The organism is Zoogloea sp. (assembly GCF_028693495.1).
Lineage (GTDB): Bacteria > Pseudomonadota > Gammaproteobacteria > Burkholderiales > Rhodocyclaceae > Zoogloea.
Map to the genome: position 1 here is coordinate 1 of NZ_JAQUVG010000023.1, position 25,853 is coordinate 25,853.

Consider the following 25,853-nt stretch of genomic DNA (forward strand, 5'->3'; position numbering starts at 1 on the left):
AACAATATTTCCGGCACCGTAGCCCTGACTGAGGTGATGGCTGCCGCCGGAGTCAAGTCTCTGGTGTTCAGTTCTTCCGCCACGGTCTATGGCGATCCCGCCAGTGTGCCCATCCGGGAGGATTTTCCTACTGGCCCTACCAATCCCTATGGTCGCACCAAGTGGATGATGGAGTACGTGCTTTCCGATCTGGCTGCTGCCGATCCGGAGTGGCGGGTGGCCCTGTTGCGTTATTTCAATCCTGTGGGGGCCCACGAGAGCGGTCGTATCGGTGAGGATCCCAACGGCATGCCCAACAATCTGATGCCGTTCGTCAGCCAGGTTGCGGTGGGGCGCCTTCCTCGACTCAGGGTTTTTGGTGGTGATTACCCTACAGTGGATGGTACGGGTGTCCGGGATTACATTCATGTGGTGGATCTGGCCGTGGGCCACGTCGCGGCACTACAGCGCCTCACAGAACGTCCGGGCGTATTGACGGTCAATTTGGGCACCGGGCGCGGCTACAGTGTCCTCGAAGTGATCAAGGCCTTTGAACATGCCAGCGGCCGGTCCGTGCCTTTCGATATCGTGGAGCGACGTCCGGGAGATGTGGCGCAGTGTTATGCGGAGCCGGGTCTTGCTGAGCGAGAGTTCGGCTGGCGTGCCAGCAGGGGGATCGACGAGATGTGTGCGGATGCCTGGCGCTGGCAGAGTTCCAATCCAGAGGGGTATCCAGATTGAGCAGCGAAGATTTTTCTGTCAGTGATGAACTGAATGTGATCGGGGGGCCATTGCTGGCCTGCAGTTATTCTCCCCTGACCGGCTGGATGAGGACGGGTTGCTGTGAAGCCGATCCGGCTGACCTTGGGCGTCATCATGTGTGTGTCAAGGTTACCGCCGAGTTCCTGAAATTCAGTCTGCTGCGGGGGAATGATTTGTCCACCCCGCGGCCGGAGTACCGCTTTGCAGGCCTGAAGCCCGGTGATCGCTGGTGCCTGTGCGCCCTGCGCTGGCGGGAAGCCTGGGAGGCGGGCGTAGCGCCACCGGTAGTTTTGGCGGCAACCCACAGGGCTGCGTTGGAGGTGATCCCTTTTGAGGCCCTGCAGAGCCATGCCCATGAAGGCTGAGGCCACTGGTCTAGTGGCGGGCTACCCATTCCAGCAATAAATTCTGGGCTTCCCGGCTTGCGGCAGCATGGGTATGGTTGATCATCATTACCACGATGTAACGACGGCCGCTGACTCCGAGCACGTAGCCAGCCAGGCTGCGAACCCCGTCCAGCGTCCCCGTCTTGATGTGGGCGTTACCAGAGGCTGGTGTGCCGGCGAAACGCTTCCGGGCGGTACCGTCGACGCCTGCGATCGGGAGTGATGCAAGCAATTCGGGCATGTGGCGGCCGCGCCATGCATGTTGCAGGACCTGCGCCAGGCTGCGGGCGCTGATCCGTTCCCGGCGTGAGAGGCCGGAACCATTCTCGATCACCAGCCCTGCAGTGGAAATGCCGCTGGACCGCAGGGTGTCAACAATTTTCCTGACACCTCTGGATACCGAATCCTCGTCTCCATGCTCCAGGTTTCCAAGGGTGGCCAGCAAGTGACGAGCGATCACGTTGTTTGACCATTTGTTCATGTCCCTGATCACTTCGGCCAGGGGAGGAGACGGACTCTCTGTCAGCAGGGTGGTGTGGCTGGGGGCGGGCGCGTCGCGGAACTGACCGTCGATTTCACCGCCCAACTCGTGCCACAGACTGCGGAAAAGGGCTTCGAACAGGCGTGTCGGCGAGACCGGGGAAAGATTCCAGACGAAGTCCTGTGTGCATGCTTCGGGCAGTGTGCCCTCGATGCGCAGGGTAATGCCTGAGCCGGTGCGCTCTGTCGTTGCGCCCAGCCCTGCCGTGGGGTCCGCGCAGACGCCACCGCTGCGCTGGACCTGGCTCTCCAGCTGCAGCCCTTCGAACGGCGGATCCATCAGGATGCGGGCGCCCGTGGGGGTGGGGGTCAGGCGTACCGGCAGGGCGCCATAATCCACCTGAAGCGCGTCTGCGCCCATGTTGTAAGGGCGCAGGGGGCGTTGGTCGAAGGCTGCCGGATCATGGGGAGGCAGCCGGAAGACGCTCCGGTCGATGAGCACATCTCCGGCGATGCGTTGAACACCACGCATGCGCAGGTCTCGCAACATTTGCCACAGGCGCTCCCGGGAAAGGCGGGGGTCACCACCCCCAACGATGTGAAGATTGCCGGTCAGTACGCCATCCCGCTGGGCCTCGCTGGCGAGCAAGCGGGTCTGCCAGACATGGGCGGGACCCAGGTTTTCGAGGGCGGCCCAGGCCGTCACCACTTTCATGACCGATGCGGGAGTCATTGCTTCGTCGGCCCGGTGGGCGATGAGTGGTTTTGCTCCGTCCACTGGAAGGACCAGCAGCGAAACGGCGGAGTCAGGAATTCTGTTGTCCCTGAGACTGGTTTCTACGCTGTGAGGCCACGTGTCGGTTGCCCGGGCGGCCGGAGTTGCGCTTAAAAGGGCGGCGAGAAGGGTGCAGCAGGTGCGCATCAGCATGTCTGAAATCGATTCGGCAGATTCTGATTATCTCGTGCAGTTGTTTTCCAGTGGGACTTGTACTGTGCAGGGAGTGGGCTGGAAAACAGCGCAGAAGGGCCGCCCGAGGCCCTGTCAGGGGCTTGGTCGCTTCGATAATTCCCAATGCTGGCGCGGGTTTAGCACCATGACCCTTTTTTTGGGTAAGGGTTTTCGCTATACTCCGCAAGTTTTCAGTATTGCGATCTTCGAAGTCTCTTTTATTGAGGTTAGTGGGCCATGAGCGTGGATCAGAAAGTGGATGGGGGGCGGCGCCAGTTGTTGCTGGTGACGTCGGCTGCGGGGGGCGTGGCCGCTGCAGCGGCTGCCGTTCCGTTTGTCGCGAGCCTGACGCCGTCCGAGCGTGCCAAGGCAGCCGGTGCGCCGGTTGAGGTGGATATCAGCAAACTGCAGCCGGGTCAGATGATGACTGTCGAGTGGCGCGGCAAGCCGGTGTGGATCATCAACCGCACCAAGGAAATGCTGGAGTCCCTTAAAAAGACGGAGGGAGAGGTCAGCGATCCCAAGTCCGATAAGCCGATGCAGCCGGCCTATGCCCAGAATGAAACCCGCTCCATCAAGCCGGAAATCCTGGTGGCGGTAGGCATCTGCACCCATCTGGGGTGCTCTCCGTCCGACAAGTTCAAGACGGGGGCCGACAGCGGAGTGGCTCCCGACTGGGCTGGTGGCTTCCTGTGTCCCTGTCATGGCTCCACCTTCGACATGGCGGGTCGTGTTTACAAGAGCAAGCCTGCTCCGGACAACCTCGAGATCCCGCCGCACAAGTATCTGAGCGACGCCAAGATCATCATCGGCGAAGACGGAAAGGCATAAACGATGACGACCAAATCTCAAGCCGTGCTGGACTGGATCGACGAACGCTTCCCGCTTACGTCGACCATCAAGGGCCATCTCACCGAGTACTACGCCCCCAAGAACTTCAACTTCTGGTACTTCTTCGGCTCCCTGGCCCTGCTGGTGCTGGTAATCCAGATCGTCACCGGCATCTTTCTGGTGATGCACTACAAGCCGGATGCTTCCCTCAACGCTGCGGGCGTGCCGGTGGCGTTTGCCTCTGTCGAGTACATCATGCGTGACGTCCCGGGTGGCTGGTTGATCCGCTACATGCACTCCACCGGAGCCTCCGCCTTCTTCATCGTGGTGTATCTGCACATGTTCCGTGGCCTCATCTACGGTTCATATCGCAAGCCCCGCGAACTGATCTGGATCTTCGGTACCCTGATCTTCCTGGCGCTGATGGCCGAGGCTTTCATGGGCTACCTGCTCCCCTGGGGCCAGATGTCCTTCTGGGGCGCCCAGGTGATCGTTAACCTGTTCTCCGCGATCCCTGTCATCGGTCCCGACCTTTCCGTCGTGATCCGCGGCGATTTCGTGGTCTCCGACGCGACCCTCAACCGCTTCTTCTCCTTCCACGTCATTGCCGTGCCGCTGATCCTCATCGGCCTGGTTGCTGCCCACATCGTCGCCCTGCACGAAGTCGGCTCCAACAACCCGGATGGCGTTGAAATCAAGAAGAAGAAGGGGGCTGACGGCCACCCTCTGGACGGCATCCCCTTCCACCCCTACTACACCGTCAAGGATATCGTGGGCGTGGTCGGCTTCCTGATCGTCTTCTCCCTGATCGTGTTCTTTGCGCCTGAGGGCGGTGGCTACTTCCTGGAGTTCAACAACTTCATCCCGGCAGATCCCCTGAAGACTCCGCCGCATATTGCACCGGTGTGGTACTTCACTCCCTTCTACTCCATCCTGCGTGCGGTCACCTATCCGCTGTTTGGCATCGATGCGAAGTTCTGGGGTGTGGTAGCCATGGGCGCTGCGGTCGTGATCATCGCCTTCCTGCCCTGGCTGGATCGTAGCCCGGTCAAGTCCATCCGCTACAAGGGTGGTCTGTACAAGGCGATCCTGGCTGTCTTCATTGTCTCCTTCTTCATCCTCGGCTACCTCGGCGTGCTGCCCCCGACTCCGGGTCGCACCATCGTGTCCCAGATCTGCTCGGTGATCTACTTCGGCTTCTTCCTGTTGATGCCCTGGTATTCCAAGATCGACAAGTGCAAGCCCGTGCCTGATCGCGTGACCGGTTAATGAGAATGAACGCCATGAAAAAACTTTTGACGTCTCTCCTGTTTGCCCCGCTGATGGCCCTTGCCAGCGGCGAGGTGCTGCACCTGGACAAGGCCCCGGTTTCCACCGAGCCAGCGGCGCTCCAGAATGGTGCCAAGCTCTTCGTGAACTACTGCCTGAACTGCCACGGCGCGAGCTACATGCGCTACAACCGGCTCCAGGAAATCGGTCTGTCCGAGCAACTGATCAAGGACAACCTGATGTTCACCGCTGACAAGATCGGCGAGCCGATGCGCATTGCCATGCAGCGTGACGAAGCGAAGGTGTGGTTTGGTGCCGCGCCCCCGGATCTCACCGTGATCGCCCGTTCCCGCGCTTCCGAGTTCGGGAGTGGTGCGGACTGGCTGTACACCTACCTGCGCAGCTTCTACCGGGATCCCGAACGGCCCACGGGCTGGAACAACGTGATCTTCGAAAACGTGGGCATGCCCCATGTGCTGTACGAGCTGCAGGGTGACATGGTCGCCAAGGTGGAAGAGAAGGATGATGGTCACGGCGGCAAGACCAAGTCCATCACGCTTGAGCAGGGCAAGCCTGGCAAGATGTCCAAGGAAGAGTATGACAAGGCCACTGCAGACCTCGTTTCCTATCTGGTCTGGATGGGCGAGCCGGTTGCCGAGACTCGCAAGAGTATTGGCAAGGTCGTGATCGCTTTCCTTGGTGTTCTCTTCGTACTCTCCTACCTTCTCAAGAAGAATTACTGGAGAGACATACACTAATCGGCGCGTAGCCGAAGCAGTTTCTTGCCAGTATCGAGCAAGACACGCCATGTGCCCTGTGGTGCATGGCGTGTGATTCAGAGTATCCGTGGGGTAACACAACGATGATGAATTTGTATTCCGGAACGACAGATCCTTTCAGTCACCGGTGCCGTATCGTGCTCTATGAAAAGGGCATGGATTTCCAGGTGATTGATGTCGATCTCTTCAACAAGCCGGAAGACATCGCAGTGATCAACCCGTATAACCGGGTTCCTGTGCTGGTTGATCGTGATCTCGTGCTGTACGAGTCCAACATCATCAACGAGTACATCGACGAGCGTTTCCCGCATCCCCAGCTGATGCCGCCCGACCCCATCATGCGTGCCCGGGCTCGCCAGCTGCTGCATACCTTCGAACTTGAGTTGTTCTCCCATGTGGGCACCCTGGAAAAGAATCCCAAGGGTGCCGAAAAGGAACGTGCCCACGTCCGTGACCAGCTGACTCAGCTGGCTCCGATGTTCACCAAGCAGAAGTTCCTTCTTGGGGATGAATTCTCCATGCTTGATGTCGCCATCGCGCCGCTGCTGTGGCGCCTTGATCATTACGGCATCGAGTTGCCCCGTTCTGCCGCTCCGCTCATGAAATATGCGGAACGGATTTTCAGCCGCCAGGGCTTCATTGATGCCATGACCCCCTCCGAAAAGGTCATGCGCCGCTAAGCCAGGTCGGGGCCGCGCAAGTCGCGGCCTCTGCCTTTAAACCGGCTTCTTTTGGCCGTCTGCTTCTTCTGCCGAACGTCCTGCAATCATGACTGACATCTCCACCAAGCCCTATCTGATCCGTGCCATTTTTGAATGGTGTGTGGATCAAGGCCTGACCCCTTATCTTGCCGTCTCTGTAGACAACCGGACAAGCGTGCCGCGTAATTTCGTTCAGGATGGGCAGATTGTGCTGAACGTCAGTCCGGATGCGACGCAAAGTCTGGTGATGGGCAATGAGCTGATTGCCTTTCAGGCCCGTTTCAGTGGGGCTGCCCAGAATATTTCCATTCCGGTAGAGAACGTTGCTGCCATCTATGCCCGGGAAAATGGACATGGCATGGCTTTCGAGGTGCCGGATCTGTCGGCGCAGGCAGAAATGCCGGCGCCCATGGATGAGGTGCTCACCGAAGCGGTCGAAGAAGACGCGCCGGAGCCCCCCAAGGGCGGAGGTCGTGCCCGTCTCAAAGTTGTCAAGTAACGACGGGCGCGCCTTCTTAATGCATCTCAGGGGCACGGTATCATCCGTGGTCTAGAGTTGTACCTGCGGCAGTCCCTGTCGTGAATCTTGTCCCCTTACCTGAGCAGAGGTTATCCCATGGCTGCCATGGAAATGAATGAAAAGCTGACCCTTGGTCTTGGGCCGATGGACCAGACCCACCAGGATTTCGTCGATGCCTACAACGCCTTGCTGGGTGCGTCCGGTCAGGCCTTGCTGGATGCCATGGACGCGTTCATCGCCCATTCGGTCGAGCATTTCGATCAAGAGAACCTCTGGATGGAGAAGATCGGCTTTCCCGGATGTCACAAGGCGGAGCATGACCGGGTCCTCGCCGTCTGTCGCGATGTGCGCAAGCGTCTCGAGCGGGGTGATACGGCGCTGGTCCGCCAGCTGATCCAGGAAATTCCCGTCTGGTTCGGCAATCATGTGAGCTCGATGGATGCTGCCTTGGCGGCCTACATCCAATCCATTGGTTTCGATACGGAAACCGGAGAGATTCGCAACCCTGCTGCGATGGAGGGTGGCGGCTGTGGTGGGGCTCCCGCGACGGAGGAGGCCTGTCATACTCCTCAGCCAGCCTGAGTCTGCAAGCGCCCGTGGGGCGCTTTTTCAATGGCATCGTTCTTTTGCTTGGTCGCAGGGAGTATCGGGCACGAGCTCAGGCTCCCTGTCCAGAGTGCCTCCCGCGACCTGATGAGCGTCAGTCACTAAATTATTTCGGCTCCCGGACGATAACGCAGGAGTCCGATTCACAGGCACTTTCCCATGTCTTTCGTCAAAGTCACTGAAGCCGATCTGCAACTGGGACTTCCTGTTCCCTGGCCCTTGTATGACGACAAGAGACAGTTGCTGTTGGCCAAGGGCGGGGTCATCGGATCCGAGAGTCAGCGTAGCCAACTTCTACTGCGCGGCCTTTACCGCCGACTGCCAGCAGTGGAAGGCCGGGTTGGACCTGAAGGAGAGAAACCGGCGGATGACACCTGCGCTTTCGATGACATCCGGCTGGATATCGGCGACACCCTGCAGTTGCAGACTCAGAGTGACACCGCCCAGACCCGTTACTACGTCAAGTTGATTGGCTATTTCAAGGGCAGGAGCGTCATCGTTACCACGCCGACTCAGGACGGCAAGGTGCTCCTGATGCGGGAGGGTCAGGCTTTTGTGGTGCGCTTGTTCTCGGGCAAGAGCGTCTACGCCTTCAGCTCCGCCATTGTCAAGGTGGCCAACGTACCTTTTCCCCATCTCCATCTTACTTATCCCAATCAGGTGCGCGGTCTCGTGGTGCGCCGTGGTGCCCGTGCCCGGGTGAACCTGATTGCCGCGGTTCAGGGGGGCGACGGCCGTTCCCATGCTGCCACCCTGGTGGATTTGAGTACCGGCGGTGCCATGCTGACGGCCAAGGCACCCATGGGCACCAAGGAGAACCGGATTTTTCTGAAATTCCGGGTCACGGTCAATGAGGTGGAGCAGTACCTCACGATCCCCGGCGTTTTGCGGTCGGTGCATGCCGCAGGGGTCTCCGAGGGAGATGCGCCGTTGATTCATCATGGGGTCCAGTTTGAAACGCTCCCCCATGCCGAACAGGTCGTACTGTCTGCCTTTGTTTATCGCACCTTGTTTGAAGAGAGCGCGGACGCCTGAGACCTTCGGTCAGGGCGTTCCTGCCGTGACAAGGCGACGCCCTGGCGGCCTGGCTGTCCAGGGGGGCGGTTTCCTTCCCGTCAGCCTGAAAACGGAAACATGGGCTCCGGCGGTTGTCCCGTGACCAGGTCGGCGAGGGCTTTTCCGGAGCCACAGGCCAGCGTCCAGCCGAGGCTGCCGTGCCCGGTATTGAGATACAGCCCGGGAACGGATGTCCGGCCGATCAGCGGGATGTTGCTCGGTGTGGCAGGGCGCAGTCCGCACCAGTGTTCGGCGGCTCCGGTATCCGTCAGGTCCGGGAAGTGTTCGTCCAGCCAGTGCAGGAGCGTGGCGCTGCGCAGGGCGTTCGGGCGAAGGTCGTAGCCATTGAGTTCGGCCGTTCCTGCAATTCTTAATCGATTGCCCAGACGGGAACAGACGATGCGCCGGGATTCGTCCGTGAGGCTCAGATGGGGTGCCCGTTCCGGTGCCAGGATGGGCACGGTGATTGAATACCCCTTGACCGGATAGACGGGGAGCTTCAGTCCGAGGGGAGCAACCAGGCGTGCGCTGTAGCTGCCGGCAGCCACGATGCAGGCGTCCGCTCGCAGCATGCCCAGGCGCCCCTCTGAATCGCGAATCCGTACCCCATGCAGACCTTCTGTGCTGCGGTCGAAGCCTTGAAGCCGGATGTTGAACTGGAAGTCGACGCCCGCCTCAGCCGCCTTGGTGGACAAGGCCTGGCAGAACAGGTGCGCATTTCCGCACTCGTCGTCCACACCATGCAGAGCTCCGGCAAGGCGGGATTCCATGAAAGCCAGCGAAGGCTCCAGTTCGAGGGTTTCTCCCGGGGTCAGGACCCGGGCACGGATACCCAGGGCTTCCAGTTGAGCCTGTTTGGCTGGCAGGTGTTTCAGTTCCGACTTCTTTTCGAAGAGATGCAGGATGCCACCCTGGCCCGCTTCGTACTGGATACCGGTCTGTTCGCGCAGGGCCTGGAGCTCCCGTCGGCTGTACAGGGCAAGGCTGGCAATGGCGCGGGTGTTGCGGTGGGTGCGGGCTGGCAGGCATTCCCGTAAAAACTGGAAAGCCCATTTCCATTGCGCCGCATCGGCCCGCCAGCGAAACAGGAGGGGGGCGTCCGGTCGTCCCAGCCAGCGCAGGATCGTCGATGGGGCTGAGGGGTTTGCCCAGGGCTCGGGATGGCTGACCGAAATCTGTCCGCCGTTGGCGTAGCTGGTTTCCAGCCCGGGGCCGGGTTGTCTGTCGATGACGGTGACCTTGCATCCGGCCTGGCGCAGGTACCAGGCACTGGTGACGCCGGCAAGGCCGGCGCCGATGACCACAACTTCCATGGTGCAGAGTGAGAATGTTCCAGAATGAGGGAGCTGTTCGTCTTGATTGCAGCGAAAGGCGCAATGATAAACGACGTAAACGCAGGATCCAGGCGATAATTGCAGCTTTGTCAGGTCTTTCCGGAGAGCCCACAGATGCGTCGAGTCACGCTTACCCAGTTTCTGATCGAACAACAGCGAAAAGGTTTAATGAGTGCAGACCTGCGCTTGCTGATTGAAGTGGTGGCACGAGCCGTCAAGGCCATCGCGGTGAACGTGTCCAAGGGCGCCCTGGCGGGGGTGCTCGGCGAGGCGGGCAGCGACAACATCCAGGGCGAGGCCCAGAAGAAGCTGGATGTGATCGCCAATGACATCCTGATTCAGGCCAATGAGTGGGGGGGGCACCTGGCAGCGATGGCCTCCGAGGAGGTCGAGGAGATTCGTCCGATCTCTGGCGACTATCCGAAGGGGGCTTACCTGTTGCTGTTTGATCCCCTGGATGGTTCCTCCAACATCGATGTCAACATTTCCGTCGGCACGATCTTTTCGGTCCTGCGCTGCCCCGCAGGGGTGAGTGCCCCGACCGAAGCCGACTTCATGCAACCGGGAAGTGCCCAGGTGGCGGCGGGTTACGCGGTATATGGTCCGTCCACCCAGCTCATCCTGACCGTCGGCGACGGTGTGCATGGGTTCACCCTCGACCGGGAGATGGGGAGCTTCATTCATACCCATGCCGACATGACGATTCCCGAGGACACCAAGGAGTACGCCATCAACGCCTCCAACGAACGTTTCTGGGAGGCTCCGGTGCAGCGCTACATCGGCGAGCTGAAGGCGGGCCAGGACGGTCCCCGTGGCCGCGACTTCAACATGCGCTGGGTGGCGTCCATGGTCGCTGACGTCCATCGCATCCTGACCCGGGGCGGCATCTTCATGTATCCCATGGACAGCAAGATGAAGGACAAGGGTGGCAAGCTCCGTCTCATGTATGAAGCGAATCCCATGGCCATGATTGTCGAGGCTGCCGGCGGTGCTGCTTCCACGGGGCGCGAGCGCATTCTGGACGTCACGCCTGTCCAGCTGCACCAGCGGGTGCCGGTGGTGCTCGGGTCGAAAAACGAAGTGGAGCGGGTCGTCCGCTATCATCTGGAAGGCTGATCCGGCCTTCTGCGCCGATCCGGCCGGAATCGCTGCTTCCGGTTGAATCGTTTTGCGCCGCGGTGGTCGAAAAAGGCGTTGGCCCGTGCCGATTCCTGCCAGGTGACGCCATGTCTTCTGAATATTCCTCCACCGCATCAGAGGCTTCCCCCGAAACCTTCGCCGGGGCGTGGGATGCGTTCCGTTCTGCCCTCGACGCTGCCACCCGGCGTTCCGAGCCCGAGTGTGTCCGGGCGCTTGTTCCCGAGGGGCGCTTTTCTGCCGAGCAGCAGGTCCGCATCCATGCCCTGGCCACCCGCCTGGCCACGGGGGTCCGTCTTGATTTGAGTCGCGCGGGGGGCGGCATCAATGCCCTGATGAGCGAATTTTCCCTGGACAGCGGGGAAGGCGTTGCCCTCATGAGTCTTGCCGAGGCACTCCTGCGGGTGCCTGACGAGGCGGGACGGAGCGCGTTGCTCCGGGACAAGCTGTGTGACAAGGACTGGTCGGGGCACCTCGGCTGCAGTCCCTCCCTGCTGGTCAATGGTGCAGCCTGGAGTCTGGCCCTGACGGGGTCTCTGCTGGCATCCGGTGAGACCGGGGATCGCGGCGTGCTTCATGGCCTGCTCTCCCGAGGTGGGACTGCGCTGGCGAGACAGGGCGTGGAGTTTGCGATCCGCCATCTTGGTAGGCAGTTCGTGCTGGGCGAAACCATTGCCGAAGCCCTGGCGCAGGCGGGCAGTGCTGCTGGCGCAGGGTATCTTTATTCTTTTGACATGCTTGGTGAGGCGGCCATGAGTGCCGAGGCTGCAGAAGCGTACTGCGGCGCTTACACCCAGGCCATTCGTGCGATCGGTGCCGCCGATCGGCAGAGAGGGGTGGTCAGCGGCAACGGCCTGTCCGTGAAGCTGTCGGCCCTTCATCCCCGCTATGCCTGGTCCCAGCGTGGCCGGGTTGTGGCCGAATTGTTGCCTCGGGTGCGCCACCTGTGCCGGCTGGCCCGGGATGCGGACATCAGCCTCACCATTGATGCCGAGGAGTCCGATCGGCTGGCGTTGTCCCTCGACATCCTCGCTGCGCTCATGATTGATCCCGAACTGGCGGGCTGGTCCGGCCTCGGGGTTGCCGTGCAGGCCTACCAGAAACGGGCGCCTGTGGTGATCGATGGCTTGATTGCCCTGGCACGGATGCGCCAGCGTCGCCTGATGGTGCGTCTGGTGAAGGGCGCCTACTGGGATGGGGAAATCAAGCGATGCCAGCAGGACGGGCTTGAGGATTACCCGGTGTTCACCCGCAAGGCCCACACGGATCTGGCCTATCTGGTCTGCGCGCGACGCCTGCTGGCGGCGCGGGATGCCGTGTTCCCCCTCTTCGCGACCCATAACGCCCATACGGTTGCGGCGGTGATCGAGTTGGGCGGGCCGTTCCAGCGAGGCGATTATGAGTTTCAGTGCCTGCATGGCATGGGAGGCAGTCTCTATCGACAGCTGATCTCGGCAGAGGCAGGAGGACTGCAGCGTCCGGTCCGGGTGTATGCGCCGGTGGGGAATCACCAGACCCTGCTCGCGTATCTGGTACGGCGCCTGCTCGAAAATGGCGCCAACACCAGTTTCGTCAACCGCATCATGGATGAGCGCCTGTCCATCAGCACGCTTCTGGACGATCCTGCCTACCGGGCCGCCGCCGATGAAGGTCTGCCCCATCCTCAGGTCCCCTTGCCGCCGGCATTGCATGCCGATCGGCGCAACAGCCGGGGCCAGGATCTGGCCTCTGATCGAGTGCGTCAGGGTTTTCTGGCGGCACTGGCTGCGAGCCGGCAGGCGGGTCTGCGGGCCGAACCCCGCCTGACCTGCCGTGCCGAGGGGACAGAGAGTGCAGAGTGGCGTGACGTGTGTAATCCCGCCAGTACGGCTGAACGGATAGGGTTCGTGCGGTTTGCGACTTCAAGCGAGGTGGCTGCGGCGCTGGCTGCGGCACAGGCGGCGGCCCCAGTGTGGGCGGGCACACCTCCTCTTCAGCGGGCGCTTGCCCTGGAGCGGATGGGTGACGCCCTTGAAGACGCCTGTCATGCCTTCGTGGCTCTGCTGGTCCGGGAGGCAGGGAAGACCATTCCGGCGGCGCTGGGGGAAGTGCGCGAGGCGGTGGATTTCTGCCGTTACTACGCAGCCTCCCTGAGATCCGATCCGTTGCCGGGGGCTGAAGCCCTGGGGCCGGTGGTGGCGATCAGCCCCTGGAATTTTCCCCTGGCGATTTTCGTGGGGCAGATCGCCGCGGCGCTGGCAGCGGGTAATCCGGTGATTGCCAAGCCGGCAGAGCAGACGCCCCTGGTGGCGGATCAGGCCGTGGCCTTGTTCCACGCGGCGGGTATTCCTCCTGACGTGCTCCAGTGTCTGCCCGGTCCGGGGGAGACCGGGGCTGCGCTGGTGGCTGACAGGCGTGTCCAGGGCGTGCTCTTTACCGGCTCCACGGCGGTGGCCCGTCAGATTCATCGCTGTCTTGCCGGACGGGGTGACATCCCGCTGGTTGCCGAAACAGGCGGTATCAATGCCATGATCGCCGACTCCACTGCCCTGCCCGAACAAGTGGTGGCCGACGCCCTGCTGTCCGCCTTCGATTCCGCCGGTCAGCGCTGCTCAGCCCTGCGACTGCTGTGCGTGCATGAGGAGATCGCCGAGAGGGTCGTCACGCTTCTGGATGGCGCGATGGCGGAGTTGTGCGTGGGGGCCGGGGAGTGCTTCGAGACCGACTTGGGGCCGTTGATCGATGGGGATGCCCGTCTCCGGATCGAGGCGTGGATCGAGGCCCAGCGGGCCAACCGCCGCAAGGTGCTGAGGCGAAGCTTGCCGCAAGCCTGCCAGGCAGGCCATTTCGTTGCGCCCACCCTGGTCATGATCGACTCCCCAGCCGATCTCCAGCAAGAGGTGTTCGGGCCGGTGCTGCACGTCCTGTCGTACCGGGAAGCAGGGCTGGACCGGCTGATGGATGAAATACTCGCCAATGGCTATGGCCTCACCTTCGGGATCCAGTCTCGGGTGGACGCCCGGATTGAGCATCTGCTGGCCCGCGCCCGGATGGGCAACCGCTATGTCAATCGCAGCATGATCGGTGCGGTGGTGGGAGCACAGCCTTTTGGTGGTGAAGGCTTGTCCGGAACAGGGCCGAAGGCGGGTGGCCCCCTTACGCTGCGGCGTCTGGTCCGGACGAAGAGCAGGCCCCTGCCGGAGCTGCCCCGTCCCCATCGGCCCGTGCTTGACCATCTGGAAGCCTGGCTGGCCGGGTGTGCCATCGAGGGAATGGGGGAGGGGGCAGGGGGACGCCTGCGTCATGCCATCGAAACCTACCGGGCGTACTCCCTGGAGGGGCTGGTTGTGCCGCTTCCAGGGGTTACCGGAGAGTCCAATCGCCTTTCCTTTCATCCCCGCGGGGACGTGCTTGCCCTGGCGGACGGCCCGGAGGCCTGGTTGCACCAGTTCGCTGCGGCGCTGGCCAGTGGCAATCGCCTGGTGGTACCGGAAGGGCCCCCCGTCCCGGGGTGGCTGGCCACCCTGCCGCCCGTTCTGAGGGCTTTTGTCGAGCGCTGCGGGGATCCTCTCAGCGCAGAGGTGCAGGGGGTGCTGGTGGATGGTCCGGATCCGCTGTTCTGGAGGCGGGCCTTCGCGGAACACAAGGCAGTGATTCTGCCGGTTCTCGTCCCCGCGCCCCTGTATTGCCTGGAGCGTCTGGTTGTGGAGCGCTGTGTAAGTGTAAACACGGCTGCTACGGGTGGAAATGCAGGTCTTCTGGGACTTGCGGATGTCTAGCTGCGGGGTTGGGCCTGCTAGAATCCGGGCCGTGCCTTTTTTCCCGTCATTCTTCCGTTGCATTGCGCTCTGCCTGCTGTTGCTGCCGCTGGTCGCTCCGGCGCAGGCCCAGAGCGTTCCGGTTCGCCTTGATGCGCCGGAGCCCCTGGGGGAGCTCCTTAAAAAACATCTGGATTTTCTCGGGCAGCGGGATCCGGCGAGCCTCGATGACGGGGGGCAGATCGCCTTGATGCGCAGGGCGCGCAAAGAGATTCGTGAAATTCTGGCGACGGAGGGTTATTTTTCACCCGCCATCAACCGGGGGCGGGATGAGGATGGAAATCTGACGATCCAGGTGGTTCCAGGGGCCCGGACCACCATCACTGCCGTCGAGCTCTCCTTCAGCGGAGAGATCAGCCATGAGGGGGAGGGGCGTCCTGACAGGCTGGCGGCCTTGCGTGCCCGCTGGGGGCTGCCAGTCGGACAGCCTTTCCGGCAGGCAGACTGGGATGGTGCCAAGCAGCAGCTACTGGATGCCCTGGCCACTCGAGAACATGCCGCGGCCCGTATTGTGGAAAGCCAGGTTCTGGTGGATGCGGAAAAGGCGACTGCCGCCTTGCGGGTGCATCTGGATTCCGGACCGGTGTTCCGCTTTGGTGTCTTGCAGGTGAGCGGCCTTTCCGATCATGACGAAAGCCTGGTGCGGCGTTACCGGCCTCCCGAGCCTGGGACGCTTTACAGTCTCGAGCGTCTGCTGCGCTTTCAGACGACACTCCAGAACACGCCCTATTTTGCTTCGGTGGTGGCGGAGATCGATCCCCAGACCGCAAGCCCTGAGGCTGTTCCGGTACGGGTCCAGGTCGTGGAGGCTCAACCGAAACGGGTCGGTTTTGGTGTGGGTATCAGCAGCAACACAGGGTATCGGGTCGAAACCAGCTATCGCAACACCAACTTCCATGGCCATGCCTGGAACCTGAACAGTGGTGTGCGGCTGGAGCAGCGTCGCCAGCTGGGGTATGCGGACATTTTTCTGCCGCCAGCCACCAACGGCAACCTGGACAGTATCGGTGTGCTGGCCGAGCAAACCGACATTTCCGGCCTCAAGACCCAGCGCCAGGCCATTGGTGTGGTCCGGACCATGCCGAGTGGCAATATTGAAAACCGCCTGGCCTTCAACTACCAGCACGAGATCCTGACCCCGGACGGCAGCCAGCGCAGCAGTCGGGACGCCCTGACCGCCAACTGGTCATGGACCCATCGTGCCGTGGATGACATCCTGGATCCCCATGAGGGGCATGTGCTCAACCTGCAGCTGGGAGGGGCTTCCAGGGCCCTGTTGTCGGATCGTAATTTTGTCCGGATTTATGGGCGCTACCAGCACTTCATCCCGGTCCGGAGCAGGGATGTCCTGATCCTGCGGGCGGAGGGCGGCATGACCGTGGCGGAATCCCGGGAGGGCGTACCCCAGGACTTTCTGTTCCGTACCGGGGGTTCCCAGACCGTGCGGGGCTATGGCTACCAAAGCCTCGGAGTGAGAGACGGCACGGCAACTGTCGGGGGGCGCTACCTGGCAGTGACCAGCCTGGAATATGTGCATTGGTACAAGGGCGACTGGGGGCTGGCAGCCTTTGTGGATGCGGGCAACGCCAATGACGAGCGGAAGCTCTTCAAGATGCAGCTGGGTTATGGGCTGGGTCCCCGCTGGCGCAGCCCGGCCGGCCCGATTGCCCTGGATCTGGCCTATGGCCAGAGCGACCACCGGCTGCGTCTCCAATTTGCCATCGCCATCGCCTTCTGATCAACACGCTCTCGCAGTAGAGCCTGCGTGCCAATCCAGAGGGGCTGCCTGCTCATGGGCAAGGGGACGCCTCGGGGACAGCCTCTTCCGGACGTGGTCAACGCGGCCCGCTACTGGTGCGTTGAACTCCTGCGACCTTTTGCCACCCGGGATGTTGTCATTGCGGTGCGCTGCCTGATTGGCAAAGCCGTAGGGGAAGTTTAGACTCCAAGCACACTTGCTTTAGCCACACACAAACCGAGAGGATCACAATGAAGAAGCTCGTTGTCGTTGCCGCCATCGCCGGCCTGATGGGTTCCACCGCTGCCTTCGCCAGCGCTGACTTGGCCAAGGCCAAGAACTGCCTGGCCTGTCATGCAGTGGACAAGAAGATGGTTGGCCCGGCTTACAAGGATGTGGCCGCCAAGTACAAGGGTGACAAGACCGCCGAGGCCAAACTTGCCGAGAAGATCGTCAAGGGTGGCGTGGGGGTCTGGGGCCAGATGCCGATGCCCCCCAATCCCCAGGTCAGCGCTGCCGAAGCCAAGACCCTGGCAGCCTGGGTTCTGGCCCAGAAGTAAGCCTTTTCAGGTCTGCGAAAGCCAGCCGAGTGCTGGCTTTTTTGTTTAAGGCTCATGGAGGTGGGGCTGTTACAGTTTCATGATGCCCGTGTTGCGAACATGCAACACTTGTCCTGCTGCCGCGCCCAAAAAACAACGCTGTCCTTGCCCTGGGGTTTCCCTAACACCCACAATGCAGGCCAACTTCTCGTTAGAGAGGTGAAATTGGTCAGCCCCGCCGCAAGCGGAGCGCGCCAGTCTTCAATCATGAGGAGAAACATATGCAAAAGAAACTGATCGCTCTGGCCGTTGCTGGCCTGGCTTCCACCGGTGCCTTCGCTCAAGCCAACGTGACCGTTTACGGCGTGGCTGACGCTTCCTTCGATGTGGTCAAGATTGCTGGCGATGCCAACAACGAGCTGGGCAACACCACCCGCGTGTCCACCAACTCCTCCCTGATCGGTTTCAAGGGTGCCGAGTCCCTGGGCAACGGCCTGACCGCCGTGTTCCAGTTTGAATCCGCTGTCGGTTTCGACAACGGTGGTGCTCTGGGCACTTCCCGTGACAGCTTCGTTGGCCTGTCCGGCGGCTTCGGTACCGTCGTTCTGGGTAACCTGACCGGCCCGACCCGCGCTCTGGGCGCTGCCCTGGACGTGAACAGCGGTGCGACCGGCATCGGCGCGAACACCGCCCTGCTGGGCAAGCTGGGCAACAACCTGATCGGCACCACCGACGCCAACGGCAACTACGGCGGCGGCTCCACCTGCGGCCGTTCCACCGTTTGCGCATCGATCTTCGATACCCGCTGGAAGAACGCCATTGCCTACGTTTCCCCGACCTTCGCTGGCCTGAACGCCACCTTCGCGTACGTCGCCAACGAAAACAAGGCCCTGAACGGTCTGACCCCGGCCAACACCACCGGCTTCGACACCGGCCTGAAGTACGCCAACGGCCCGATCATGGCTGCCGTGACCTACAACGCCGTGTACACCAACAACGCCGCTGATCTGAAGATCTCCGACTTCCGCGTTGGTGGTTCCTACAACTTCGGCGCTGCATCCGTCCGTGCCCTGTTCGATCTGGCCCGTGCTGACAATTTCGGCGGCAACAAGGTTACCCAGGCTGTCTGGGGTCTGGGCGCCACCTACAACGTGACCCCCGCTTCCAAGCTGGTCGGTCAGGTGTACGTTGCGCGTGACCTGAAGGTCAACGGCTCCAGCGCTGATGATAGCGGTGCCAAGCTGTTCACCTTTGGTGTCGAGCACAGCCTGTCCAAGCGCACCATGCTGAAGGCCACCTACTCCATGGTCAACAACGACAAGCTGGCTTCCTACGACTACGGCATCAACGCCGCTGGCGTGAACGCCGGTGCTCTGCCTGTTGGCGCTTCCACCCTGGGCGCCACCGTGCAAGGCGTGTCCCTCGGCCTGCGTCACACCTTCTAATTCAGACTCCGTCTGAATCTGGAATCGACGGGCACCTTCGGGTGCCCGTTTTCATGGGGCGGCCGCTGTGCCGCCCCAGTCTTTTTTGATGCCTCCTGGACCGTGTGATGTTTGCCCGCTGACAGCCGAGGGGATGTCTGGCCTGGCTGAGGTCTTGCGTCAGGAGCCCTGGGGGCAAAAGGGGTGTCAGGTGGTATGGGATGCGCGGGGAGGGCAGGCCCGTGCCACCCTGCAGGAAGCGCCGGCCCACAAGAAACAACCCGTGACGCGGTGGCGTGACGGGTTGCTCGTGGTGGAGGGCGACCGGCCCCCGGCGTGTGCCGGTTTCAGCTGCTGAGCACCAGGTTGTCCCGGTGGATGAGCTCGGGCTCCTCGACGAAGCCGAGAATGTCCTCGATCTCGCTGGAGGTCTTGCGGAGGATCCGGCGGGTATCGTTGCTGGCGTAGTTGACCAGGCCGCGGGCGATTTCCTTGCCTGCAGGGGTGCGGCAGGCCACCACCGCGCCCCGGGCGAACTCCCCGTCGGCGGCGATGACGCCAATCGGCAGCAGGCTCTTGCCCGAGTGCAGGGCGTCGATGGCGCCGGCGTCCAGGGTCAGGCTGCCGGCCAGTTGAAGATGGTCGGCCATCCACTGCTTGCGGGCAGCCAGCGGGGTGCTGGTGGCGTAGAGCAGGGTGCCGATGTCCTCGCCCCGCGTGATGCGGAGCAGGGGGTCAGGCTCGCGTCCGCTGGCAATGCAGGTGTGGGCGCCGCTGCGGGCCGCCCGCTGGGCAGCGCGCACCTTGGTGATCATGCCGCCCTTGCTGATCCCGCTGCCAGCACCGCCGGCCATGGTCTCCAGGGCGGTGTTTTCAGCCTTGTCCTCGCCGATCAGGGTGGCGTCCGGATCCTTGCGGGGATCGGCGGTGTACAGCCCCTTCTGGTCGGTCAGGATGATCAGGGCGTCGGCATCGATCAGGTTGGCCACCAGCGCGCCGAGGGTGTCGTTGTCCCCGAACTTGATCTCGTCGGTGACCACGGTGTCATTCTCGTTGATGATCGGCACCACCCCCAGTTCGAGCAGGGTGACCAGGGTCGAGCGAGCGTTGAGGTAGCGGGTCCGGTCGGCGAGATCGGCGTGGGTCAGCAGGATCTGGGCGGTGTGCAGCCCGTTGGCGGCAAAGACGCTTTCATAGGCCTGGGCCAGGCCCATCTGGCCTACCGCAGCCGCAGCCTGGAGCTGATGCATCTCCTGCGGGCGGCTGCTCCAGCCGAGGCGCTGCATGCCGGCAGCGATGGCGCCCGAGGAGACCAGCACCACCTCGCGGCCCTCGGCGATGAGGGCGGCGATCTGGCGTGCCCAGTCGGCCAGGGCGTCGATGGCGAGGCCTTCGCCGTTGTTGGTGACGAGGGCGCTGCCGACCTTGACGACCAGGCGGCGGGCCTTACGGATTCGGGTTCTCATCGCGCTCTTCCTGTTCGTCGTCTGCGTAGTCGTCGTCTTCGTCATCGCTCATGTCGTAGCCGTCGTCCGCAGCTTCCGGGGAGGGCTCGCCGCGCTCGGCGGCTTCCCTGGCGGCAGCGTCGGCGGCGGCCTGGGCGATGGCCTTTTCCTCGTCGAGGATGTCCTGGATCGCGAAGACGACTTCCTGGCAGCCCGCGCGGCTGATCGCTGAGACTTCGAAGTGGCGCTCGACCGGTCCGTAGCCTTCGAGGAAGGCGGCCACGCGGGCCTTGCGCTCATCTTCGTCGGGGATCAGGTCGAGCTTGTTGAGGACCAGCCAGCGGCGCTTGCTGGCCAGCGCTTCGTCGTACTTGTGGAGTTCTTCGACGATGGCATGGGCATCGTGGACCGGGTCGGCCTCCGGGTCGAAGGGGGCCAGGTCGACGATGTGCAGCAGGATGTGGGTGCGCTGCAGGTGGCGCAGGAACTGGTGGCCGAGGCCGGCGCCGTCGGCAGCGCCTTCGATCAGGCCGGGGATGTCGGCGATCACGAAGCTGCGGTTTTCGGAGGTCCGCACCACGCCGAGATTCGGGGCGAGGGTGGTGAAGGGGTAGTCGGCAACCTTCGGCTTGGCGGATGACACCGCGCGGATGAAGGTGGATTTGCCGGCGTTGGGCATGCCGAGCAGGCCGACGTCGGCCAGCACCTTGAGCTCCAGGTGGAGGCCCTTGCGTTCGCCCTCCTGACCCATGGTCTTCTTGCGCGGGGCGCGGTTGGTGCTGGTCTTGAAGTGCAGGTTGCCGAGGCCGCCGCGGCCGCCCCTGGCGATGACCACGCGCTTGCCATCCTGGTCGAGGTCGGCAATGACCTCACCGGTCTCCTGCTCCGTGATGACGGTGCCCACCGGCATGCGCAGCTCGATGTCGTCGCCGCCCTTGCCGTAGCAGTCGGCGCCGCGGCCGTTCTCGCCGCGTTCGGCGAGGAAGGTGCGCTTGAAGCGGAAGTCGATCAGGGTGTTGAGGTTGCGGTCGGCAACGGCGTATACGTCGCCACCCTTGCCGCCATCACCGCCATCCGGGCCGCCCATCGGGATGTATTTTTCGCGGCGGAAGGTGGCGGCGCCGTTACCGCCGTCGCCGGCGATCACTTCAATACGGGCTTCGTCGAAAAATTTCATGGGTGTTTCCGGTTGGGGCGTTGTTCAGGCCCTGAATGAAAAAAAGCCCTATCGCGAGATAGGGCTTTGAATACGTGCGAGCTGAACTTATTCAGCAGCGGGCACGATGTTCACGGTGCGACGCTTGCTGGCGCCCTTGACGGTGAACTGAACGGTGCCTTCGGTCAGCGCGAACAGGGTGTGATCCTTGCCGATGCCGACGTTTTCGCCCGGGTGGTATTCGGTGCCGCGCTGGCGAACGATGATGTTGCCGGCGAGGACGAACTGACCGCCGTAGCGCTTGACGCCTAGACGTTTGCTTTCTGAGTCGCGACCGTTACGGGAACTGCCGCCAGCTTTTTTGTGTGCCATGTCGGTTTCTCCTTAAGCCGAGATCGCGTCGATGCGCAGCTCGGTGTAGTTCTGACGGTGACCCTGATGCTTCTGGTAGTGCTTGCGGCGACGCATCTTGAAGATCTTGATCTTGTCGTGGCGGCCGTGGGAAACCACGGTTGCCGTGACGGTGGCGCCAGCGACCACGGGGGTGCCGATCTTCACAGACTCGCCTTCGCCGACCATGAAGACCTGGTCGAGGGTGATTTGCGAGTCCACGTCAGCCGGTATCTGTTCTACTTTGAGTTTTTCGCCGACGACGACACGATACTGCTTGCCGCCGGTTTTTATGACCGCGTACATGGATGTACTCCGAGTAAAGAGTTTTCAGGGAACGCGGCAGTATATTGATCCGATGGAGGAATGTCAATGAGCGTTCCGGGGCGTGAGGCGGGGTCATGTCAGTGACCCCGAGGTTCAGGGAAGCCGGAGCACGACGTAAAGCCTGGGGGCCGCTTCGCCGGAGGGCAGGTAGCCGATGACGTGAGGTGTCTCACCCAGCCACTGGAGGGCCTCGTTCAAGGACTGGGCTTCCCGGGGCGGGGTGGCGCGGCCGGTGAACACCTGCCTGGACCAGTAGGCCCGGATCTGGGCTGGATTTTTACCTGTCAGTTTCAGATAGAAGTCATCCCTGATGGGGCCCGGGGGAAGGTCCACCAGCTTGACCGGCGTGCCGTCGGGCAGGGTTGTGGTACGCCCGAGGAACAGGGCTTCCACCTGGTTGCGCTTGAGTTCGATCGGCCGGCCGGCACCAGCCTGGCTGGTCACAACCACGATTTCGCCCCGGGCTGCCTGGGCAAGCAGCAGCGGGAAGATCAGGGTAAGGAAGGGCAGCACACGCACGCGGGTGACCTAGAAAACGAAATCCAGGGAGACACTCAGCACATGGACCGTGTCAGGCGGGATCTGATAGTTGGTGGTGGCCGCTTCGGTCAGAAAGCTCCCGCGGCTCTCCCCTGCGGGTTTGATCCTTTCCAGCTGGGCTTTCAGCGCAAGGTTGCGTGCCGCATCCCAGCGGGCGCCCAGGGCGAGGGAGGCCTGGGCCTTGTTGCGGGAGGCGTTGAAGGTACGCAGGAGTCCGGCGAGCCGGGGGTCGGCGAGCTCCGCTGCGCTGACCGGGCCGTCCTGGGTCTGACGGGCGATCGTGAAGTAGGGCATCAGGGGGCCGGAGCGATGGCCACCGGCGAAGTACCAGCCGTGGGCGTCGGGCATGTAACGGTCTGCCCGGCGCTGGACATATTCTCCGATGGCGAGCCAGTTGCCTTCTTCCCACTGAAACCCTGCCGAACTGAAGCGCGCCTTGCCCTTCTCGCCGCTCAGCTCGTCCATTACGCCAGCATTGCCACTGGCTTCGAACTGGGTGCGCAGGAACTGGGTGAACGGGTCTCTCCAGAGCACATGGACCTGAGCGCGGGCATGGGTGAATTGCAGGTTCAGGTTGCCCCGGGCCAGGCTGAGCTTGAGGCCCCGGGTGTTGCGCATGTGGCTGCTGCCCTCGCGGATCGTCACCGCGCTGTTGCCCATCATCGCCTGCAGCTCGAGGGCCGTATCCAGGAGCGTGTAGCGGTACAGGAGGTCGCCTCCGTCCAGCTCGGAGAACAGGTTGAGGGCATAGACCTCGATGGGGGGGCGCACCCAGGGGGTGATGTAATTGACGTTGAGGGCGTCGGAGAACATGAAAAAGGGCGTCCGCGTCCGTCCGGTGCGCAGGGTCAGTGCGGGGGTGATCCGGTAGCGCAGGAAGGCCCAGGTGATCTGGGGGGTGTAGGTGTCTCCAGGCTGTTTGCGGGTGACGGCCTGTACCGTGAAGTCCAGGGTGTCGGAAATGCGCCCGGTTCCTTGCAGTCCGAACACCGAGTCCACGCTGGGGTCAAGGGTGCTGCCCGCGCCGCTGTCCTGAAGCAGGTTGCTGCGAAAGCGGTAGTCGTCCCGATCGGAGCGCACCACGCCCAGGGTGGCAAAGCCGGTGAGGTCGTAGCGGGGGGCCGCGGTGTCGGCCAGGGCGCAACTGCTCACCAGCAAGAGCAGGCAAAGTGGTGTCTTCATGAGTGGCATCCCGGAGCGGGCATGCGGATGGCGAGCCAGTCGCTGGCCTGCTCTGCCGGCAGGGCCTGGGAGAACAGGTAGCCCTGTCCGAAGTCGCACTCCAGCTCGGCCAGCAGGCGGGCCTGGGCGGGAGACTCGATGCACTCGGCGATCACGCTGATGCCGAGTTCGTGGGCCAGGCGGATGGTGGCGCCGACGATGGCCCTCAGGCGGGTGTCGTTTTCAATCTCGCGGATGAAGGAACCGTCCAGCTTGATGGTGTCGCAGGGGATCGAGTGGAGATAGCTGAGGGACGAGTAGCCGGTGCCGAAATCGTCGATCAGGATCTTGAGGCCACGGGCACGCAGCTGCGCCAGTTGATGGATGGCCAGCTCCCGGCGGCTCACCAGGGTGCCTTCGGTGATTTCCAGCTTGAGTACGCTGGGCGGGAGTCCGTGGCTTTCGATGCAGGTGACGATCTGTTCGGCCAGGTCACTCTGGTTGAGCTGCCGGGGGGACAGGTTGACGCTGATGGAGAGGTGCTCGTCAGCCAGCCCGGCGGCACGCCAGGCGGTCAGGCTGAGGCAGCTCTGGTTGAGCATCTGCATGCCGAGATCGTGGATCAGGTCGAGGGACTCGGCCATCGGGATGAAGGCGTCCGGACCGATTCGCCGGGTGCTGGCGTCCGGCCAGCGGACCAGGGCTTCGAAGCCGGCGACCTGTCCGCTGTGCAGTGCGACGATGGGCTGGAAGTGGGCCTGCAGCGCTCCGTTGCCCAGGGCGGCCCGCAGTTCGGATTCGAGCTGCAGGTCATGGAGGACCTGCTGGTGCATCGGGGCCTGGAACAGGGTGATGGTGTCGTCCGTGCTGCTGCGGGAACGGTGCATGGCATTGTCGGCGTCCCGCATCAGGTCCTCCGCCCGGTCGAAGCCGCCGCTGCCCAGGGCCACCCCGATGCGGGTCTTGGGGTAGAGGGTGTGGCCGTTGAGGTTGGCACTCCCGGCCAGGCGCTCCTGCAGGCTGCGGGACAGGCGGATGGCTTCGGCAGCATCGGGAATGTCGTTGAGCAGCAGCGCGAACTGGTCCCCGCCGATGCGTCCCACCACATCACCGGGGCGGGACAGATCCTTGATGCGGCTGGCCATCAGCCGCAGCAGGTCGTCGCCGGCGGAGTAACCGAGGCTGTCGTTGATCACGTGAAAGCGTTCGATATTGATGTGGAGAACGGCAAACTGATTGCCCTGGGCCCGGTCTGCGTGAAGGAGTGCGTTCTGCAGGTGCTCGACAAAGAGGGCCCGGTTGGACAGGCCGGTGAGTCCGTCGTGGAGGGCGTCGTGAAGCAGCTGCTCTTCCGCCCGCTTGCGCAGGTGAATGTCGCTGATGGAGCCGGCCATCCGGATGCTCCGCCCTGAGGCCGGGTCGTGCCGGGCGATGCCCCGGACGAGGATCCAGCGGTAGTCCCCGTCGGCGTGGCGGGTCCGCAGCTCTGCATGCAGATGGGTGGTTTCGCCCTTCAGGTGGGCGATCAGGCGCAAGCGGAAGGTTTCCCGGTCGTCTCCGTGGATCATGGCCGTCGCCAGGGCCGGGTTGCCTTGCAGGCTGTGATTGTCGAGGCCCAGGATCTCGTGGAAGCGCGGAGCGAAATAGCAGGTGTCGGCCAGGATGTCCCAGTCCCACAGCCCGTCATTGGCGGCGTGGGTGGCGAGGGCGTAGCGCTCCTCGCTCAGGACCAGCTGGCGGGTGGTGGACTCCAGTTCGACGATGCGGGCCTGGAGGGCGTCGGCCATGCGGTTGAAGTGGCGGCAGAGCTGGGTGAGTTCGTCATTTCCCCGCTCGGGAATCCGGTGGCCCAGCTCGCCCGCGGCAATGGCCTGACTGCCCCGCAGCAGGTGGCTCAGGTTGCGTGTCATCAGATAACCGAGGGTGCCGAGCAGGGCCAGGGTGAGGAGGATCTCGACACTGGCGATGAGGACCCCCTGGCTGAGGATGTGCTGTCTGGCCTGGGCCAGGATCGCCACCGAGACCCCGAACTGGAGGAAGCCGACTTCGTTGCGCTCGAGGAGCAGGGGCCGCCGGATGTGGATCAGGTGTTTGCCCTGCCCGGGCCCGGTCTGGAGCGACTCGAGGGCATCGGGTGGGGGCAGGGTGTCCAGGGCAGGCAGGCCGGCGGCAACCCGCGTCCGGCCTCTGGCATCCACGATCCGCACATAGACCAGGCCTTCCTGGGCTTCATGGAGCAGTTCGCCCAGGGCATCCTGGAGTTCCGCGTAGCGCCCCTGGGGAATGTAGGCATCCGTGACGACGTTGAGGATGGCAGCGTTCTGGGACACCAGGGTCTGCAGGCTGGCGTTGGTGGCGTCATTCATGAGGCGCCCGCTGTTGGCCAGCAGCAGGGTCAGCATCACGACCTGGACCACGGTACTGGCCAGAAGGAGACGCACCCGGATCGGGAGTGTTCCGAAAAGGGTCTGGACGAAGCGGTTGGCGGGGCCGTGCATGGATGGGATTATGCACGAACGGATATTAAATCCGGGTGCTCCCATGCAA

At 62.9% G+C, this 25,853-nt stretch carries 24 protein-coding genes; 15 read left to right on the forward strand and 9 right to left on the reverse strand.

The window, feature by feature from the left end:
- Together galE and PHD22_RS05865 are read left to right on the forward strand one after the other, a co-directional pair.
- Positions 1-720: UDP-glucose 4-epimerase GalE (gene galE, locus PHD22_RS05860; RefSeq protein ID WP_299863637.1), on the forward strand; the 720-nt coding region annotated here is incomplete at its 5' end.
- On the forward strand, positions 717-1,106 hold the full coding sequence (locus tag PHD22_RS05865) for a DUF2237 domain-containing protein (RefSeq protein WP_299863639.1): 390 nt from the start codon (positions 717-719) through the stop codon (positions 1,104-1,106). The genes galE and PHD22_RS05865, both read left to right, overlap by 4 nt.
- Positions 1,107-1,116: 10 nt before the next feature.
- Here the strand turns inward: PHD22_RS05865 and dacB are convergent, their stop codons facing one another.
- Positions 1,117-2,529 (reverse strand): D-alanyl-D-alanine carboxypeptidase/D-alanyl-D-alanine-endopeptidase, encoded by a 1,413-nt coding sequence (gene dacB / locus PHD22_RS05870; protein WP_299863726.1) that lies wholly within the window; start codon positions 2,527-2,529, stop codon positions 1,117-1,119.
- Positions 2,530-2,533: 4 nt separating this feature from the next.
- Here dacB and PHD22_RS05875 point away from each other — a divergent pair, with 4 nt between their 5' ends.
- The 8 genes from PHD22_RS05875 (at position 2,534) to PHD22_RS05910 (ending at position 8,297) form a co-directional block, all read left to right on the forward strand.
- Entirely contained in the window at positions 2,534-2,797 is a 264-nt protein-coding gene (locus tag PHD22_RS05875) for a hypothetical protein (RefSeq protein ID WP_299863642.1), read from the forward strand.
- The gene (petA, locus tag PHD22_RS05880; protein WP_299863645.1) at positions 2,794-3,387 is read left to right on the forward strand and encodes a ubiquinol-cytochrome c reductase iron-sulfur subunit; all 594 of its coding nucleotides are present in this window, start codon (positions 2,794-2,796) and stop codon (positions 3,385-3,387) included. Before PHD22_RS05875 ends, petA begins: the two co-directional genes overlap by 4 nt.
- Before the next feature lie 3 nt (positions 3,388-3,390).
- Positions 3,391-4,656: a cytochrome bc complex cytochrome b subunit gene (locus PHD22_RS05885; RefSeq protein ID WP_299863648.1), complete on the forward strand. Its 1,266-nt coding sequence runs from the start codon at positions 3,391-3,393 to the stop codon at positions 4,654-4,656.
- Positions 4,656-5,414, forward strand: coding sequence for a cytochrome c1 (locus PHD22_RS05890; RefSeq protein ID WP_299863651.1), 759 nt, complete (start codon positions 4,656-4,658; stop codon positions 5,412-5,414). The genes PHD22_RS05885 and PHD22_RS05890 overlap by 1 nt, the downstream gene beginning before the upstream one ends.
- A gap of 104 nt (positions 5,415-5,518) precedes the next feature.
- A complete protein-coding gene (locus PHD22_RS05895; RefSeq protein ID WP_299863654.1) occupies positions 5,519-6,115 on the forward strand; it encodes a glutathione S-transferase N-terminal domain-containing protein in 597 nt (198 codons plus the stop codon).
- Positions 6,116-6,203: 88 nt separating this feature from the next.
- Positions 6,204-6,635: a ClpXP protease specificity-enhancing factor gene (locus PHD22_RS05900; protein ID WP_299863657.1), complete on the forward strand. Its 432-nt coding sequence runs from the start codon at positions 6,204-6,206 to the stop codon at positions 6,633-6,635.
- Between the two features lie 117 nt (positions 6,636-6,752).
- Positions 6,753-7,238, forward strand: a complete 486-nt coding sequence (locus PHD22_RS05905; protein ID WP_299863660.1) for a hemerythrin domain-containing protein — start codon at positions 6,753-6,755, stop codon at positions 7,236-7,238.
- Positions 7,239-7,421: 183 nt separating this feature from the next.
- On the forward strand, positions 7,422-8,297 hold the full coding sequence (locus PHD22_RS05910; protein WP_299863663.1) for a flagellar brake protein: 876 nt from the start codon (positions 7,422-7,424) through the stop codon (positions 8,295-8,297).
- A gap of 80 nt (positions 8,298-8,377) precedes the next feature.
- Here PHD22_RS05910 and PHD22_RS05915 read toward each other — a convergent pair whose 3' ends face one another.
- On the reverse strand, positions 8,378-9,631 hold the full coding sequence (locus PHD22_RS05915) for a D-amino acid dehydrogenase (protein WP_299863666.1): 1,254 nt from the start codon (positions 9,629-9,631) through the stop codon (positions 8,378-8,380).
- Between the two features lie 135 nt (positions 9,632-9,766).
- Here PHD22_RS05915 and PHD22_RS05920 point away from each other — a divergent pair, with 135 nt between their 5' ends.
- The 5 genes from PHD22_RS05920 to PHD22_RS05940 all read left to right on the forward strand — a co-directional run bounded on the left by PHD22_RS05920 (position 9,767) and on the right by PHD22_RS05940 (position 18,308).
- Positions 9,767-10,768: a class 1 fructose-bisphosphatase gene (locus tag PHD22_RS05920; protein WP_299863668.1), complete on the forward strand. Its 1,002-nt coding sequence runs from the start codon at positions 9,767-9,769 to the stop codon at positions 10,766-10,768.
- Positions 10,769-10,878: 110 nt separating this feature from the next.
- Entirely contained in the window at positions 10,879-14,547 is a 3,669-nt protein-coding gene (gene putA, locus PHD22_RS05925) for a bifunctional proline dehydrogenase/L-glutamate gamma-semialdehyde dehydrogenase PutA (RefSeq protein ID WP_299863671.1), read from the forward strand.
- Positions 14,548-14,578: 31 nt separating this feature from the next.
- Entirely contained in the window at positions 14,579-16,324 is a 1,746-nt protein-coding gene (locus PHD22_RS05930) for an autotransporter assembly complex family protein (RefSeq protein ID WP_299863673.1), read from the forward strand.
- 251 nt (positions 16,325-16,575) lie between these two features.
- Positions 16,576-16,884 carry a c-type cytochrome gene (locus tag PHD22_RS05935; protein WP_299863676.1) on the forward strand — a complete coding sequence of 103 codons (309 nt, stop codon included), beginning with the start codon at positions 16,576-16,578 and terminating at the stop codon, positions 16,882-16,884.
- A gap of 260 nt (positions 16,885-17,144) precedes the next feature.
- Entirely contained in the window at positions 17,145-18,308 is a 1,164-nt protein-coding gene (locus PHD22_RS05940; RefSeq protein WP_299863678.1) for a porin, read from the forward strand.
- Between the two features lie 326 nt (positions 18,309-18,634).
- Here the strand turns inward: PHD22_RS05940 and proB are convergent, their stop codons facing one another.
- The 7 genes from proB to PHD22_RS05975 all read right to left on the reverse strand — a co-directional run bounded on the left by proB (position 18,635) and on the right by PHD22_RS05975 (position 25,804).
- Positions 18,635-19,753, reverse strand: a complete 1,119-nt coding sequence (gene proB / locus PHD22_RS05945) for a glutamate 5-kinase (protein WP_299863681.1) — start codon at positions 19,751-19,753, stop codon at positions 18,635-18,637.
- Positions 19,734-20,909, reverse strand: coding sequence for a GTPase ObgE (obgE, locus tag PHD22_RS05950; RefSeq protein WP_299863684.1), 1,176 nt, complete (start codon positions 20,907-20,909; stop codon positions 19,734-19,736). Before obgE ends, proB begins: the two co-directional genes overlap by 20 nt.
- 87 nt (positions 20,910-20,996) lie before the next feature.
- Positions 20,997-21,260: a 50S ribosomal protein L27 gene (gene rpmA, locus PHD22_RS05955; protein WP_299863687.1), complete on the reverse strand. Its 264-nt coding sequence runs from the start codon at positions 21,258-21,260 to the stop codon at positions 20,997-20,999.
- Positions 21,261-21,272: 12 nt separating this feature from the next.
- Complete coding sequence (gene rplU, locus PHD22_RS05960; protein WP_299863693.1) at positions 21,273-21,584, reverse strand: 50S ribosomal protein L21; 312 nt, start codon at positions 21,582-21,584, stop codon at positions 21,273-21,275.
- A gap of 114 nt (positions 21,585-21,698) precedes the next feature.
- Positions 21,699-22,124, reverse strand: a complete 426-nt coding sequence (locus PHD22_RS05965; RefSeq protein WP_299863696.1) for a hypothetical protein — start codon at positions 22,122-22,124, stop codon at positions 21,699-21,701.
- A 9-nt stretch (positions 22,125-22,133) separates the two neighbouring features.
- Positions 22,134-23,327 (reverse strand): hypothetical protein, encoded by a 1,194-nt coding sequence (locus PHD22_RS05970; protein ID WP_299863699.1) that lies wholly within the window; start codon positions 23,325-23,327, stop codon positions 22,134-22,136.
- Positions 23,324-25,804 (reverse strand): EAL domain-containing protein, encoded by a 2,481-nt coding sequence (locus tag PHD22_RS05975; RefSeq protein WP_299863702.1) that lies wholly within the window; start codon positions 25,802-25,804, stop codon positions 23,324-23,326. The genes PHD22_RS05970 and PHD22_RS05975 overlap by 4 nt, the downstream gene beginning before the upstream one ends.
- Positions 25,805-25,853 lie beyond the last annotated feature (49 nt).

Coding starts and splice junctions, on each gene's coding strand:
- PHD22_RS05935 (WP_299863676.1), top strand. CDS start 16,576: ATGAAGAAGCTCGTTGTCGTTGCCGCCATCGCCGGCCTGATGGGTTCC.
- rpmA (WP_299863687.1), bottom strand. CDS start 21,260: ATGGCACACAAAAAAGCTGGCGGCAGTTCCCGTAACGGTCGCGACTCA.
- petA (WP_299863645.1), top strand. CDS start 2,794: ATGAGCGTGGATCAGAAAGTGGATGGGGGGCGGCGCCAGTTGTTGCTG.
- PHD22_RS05875 (WP_299863642.1), top strand. CDS start 2,534: ATGTCTGAAATCGATTCGGCAGATTCTGATTATCTCGTGCAGTTGTTT.
- PHD22_RS05910 (WP_299863663.1), top strand. CDS start 7,422: ATGTCTTTCGTCAAAGTCACTGAAGCCGATCTGCAACTGGGACTTCCT.
- PHD22_RS05915 (WP_299863666.1), bottom strand. CDS start 9,631: ATGGAAGTTGTGGTCATCGGCGCCGGCCTTGCCGGCGTCACCAGTGCC.
- PHD22_RS05885 (WP_299863648.1), top strand. CDS start 3,391: ATGACGACCAAATCTCAAGCCGTGCTGGACTGGATCGACGAACGCTTC.
- dacB (WP_299863726.1), bottom strand. CDS start 2,529: ATGCGCACCTGCTGCACCCTTCTCGCCGCCCTTTTAAGCGCAACTCCG.
- PHD22_RS05975 (WP_299863702.1), bottom strand. CDS start 25,804: ATGCACGGCCCCGCCAACCGCTTCGTCCAGACCCTTTTCGGAACACTC.
- PHD22_RS05920 (WP_299863668.1), top strand. CDS start 9,767: ATGCGTCGAGTCACGCTTACCCAGTTTCTGATCGAACAACAGCGAAAA.
- PHD22_RS05895 (WP_299863654.1), top strand. CDS start 5,519: ATGATGAATTTGTATTCCGGAACGACAGATCCTTTCAGTCACCGGTGC.
- rplU (WP_299863693.1), bottom strand. CDS start 21,584: ATGTACGCGGTCATAAAAACCGGCGGCAAGCAGTATCGTGTCGTCGTC.
- PHD22_RS05940 (WP_299863678.1), top strand. CDS start 17,145: ATGCAAAAGAAACTGATCGCTCTGGCCGTTGCTGGCCTGGCTTCCACC.
- PHD22_RS05970 (WP_299863699.1), bottom strand. CDS start 23,327: ATGAAGACACCACTTTGCCTGCTCTTGCTGGTGAGCAGTTGCGCCCTG.
- putA (WP_299863671.1), top strand. CDS start 10,879: ATGTCTTCTGAATATTCCTCCACCGCATCAGAGGCTTCCCCCGAAACC.
- PHD22_RS05890 (WP_299863651.1), top strand. CDS start 4,656: ATGAGAATGAACGCCATGAAAAAACTTTTGACGTCTCTCCTGTTTGCC.
- PHD22_RS05900 (WP_299863657.1), top strand. CDS start 6,204: ATGACTGACATCTCCACCAAGCCCTATCTGATCCGTGCCATTTTTGAA.
- proB (WP_299863681.1), bottom strand. CDS start 19,753: ATGAGAACCCGAATCCGTAAGGCCCGCCGCCTGGTCGTCAAGGTCGGC.
- PHD22_RS05905 (WP_299863660.1), top strand. CDS start 6,753: ATGGCTGCCATGGAAATGAATGAAAAGCTGACCCTTGGTCTTGGGCCG.
- obgE (WP_299863684.1), bottom strand. CDS start 20,909: ATGAAATTTTTCGACGAAGCCCGTATTGAAGTGATCGCCGGCGACGGC.